This window comes from Hansschlegelia beijingensis, assembly GCF_045505405.1.
Lineage (GTDB): Bacteria > Pseudomonadota > Alphaproteobacteria > Rhizobiales > Methylopilaceae > Methylopila > Methylopila beijingensis_A.
In genome coordinates this window covers 1-671 of the sequence record NZ_JBJKEX010000678.1, presented here as the reverse complement: position 1 = coordinate 671, position 671 = coordinate 1, and the positions used below count along the sequence as shown (strand labels likewise).

1 protein-coding gene is annotated in these 671 nt (G+C 65.9%); it reads left to right on the top strand.

Annotation, left to right across the window (positions count from 1 at the left end; all coding sequences use genetic code 11):
- Nucleotides 1-543: MotE family protein (locus ACIKT0_RS19580; RefSeq protein ID WP_407106921.1), on the top strand; the 543-nt coding region annotated here is incomplete at its 5' end.
- Nucleotides 544-671: the final 128 nt, after the last annotated feature.

Sequence of the window (671 nt, the reverse complement as noted above, 5' to 3'; positions counted from 1 at the left end):
GCCTCCGAGGTCGGCCAGCCGCCGGCCGCTGCGGCGCCCCAGCCGGCCAAGGCCGAGCCGCGGGGAGGGGAGAGCGAGCAGTCCTCCTCGCAGAAGGCTCTGCTGGAGGCGCTGCAGAAGCGCCGCGAGATGCTGGATTCCCGCGCCTCCGATCTCGAGCTGCGCGAGAATCTTCTGAAGGCCGCCGAAAGGCGCCTCGAGGAACGCCTCGAAGAGCTCAAGCGGGTCGAGACATCGGTCGCGGACGTGGACCGCAAGCGCGCCGACGAGGAAAAGGCGCGGCTCAAGAACCTCGTCACGATGTACGAATCGATGAAGGTCAAGGAAGCGGCGCGGATCTTCGAAAAGCTGGACCCCGCGGTGCTGCTCGACGTCGCGTCGCTGATGAACCCGCGCAGGCTCTCCGAGATCATGGGCCAGATGTCGCCCGATGGCGCCCAGAAGCTCACTGTCGCGCTCGCGCGGCAGGAGGTCGGCGCGCGGCCGACGGACCTTGTCGCCCGCGAACTGCCGAAGATCGAAGGGCTGCCTACGCCTCCCTAGGTGTTTAGTCCCAGCGTGTCATGGCTTGGCTGACGAATGAAGAGCTCCGGCTTTTCGACGCTGAGGGCTTTGAGAGCCTCGAGTGGTGTTTTGAAGCGTAGCGCCTTGAGCTGCTTGGCGTAGTTGTA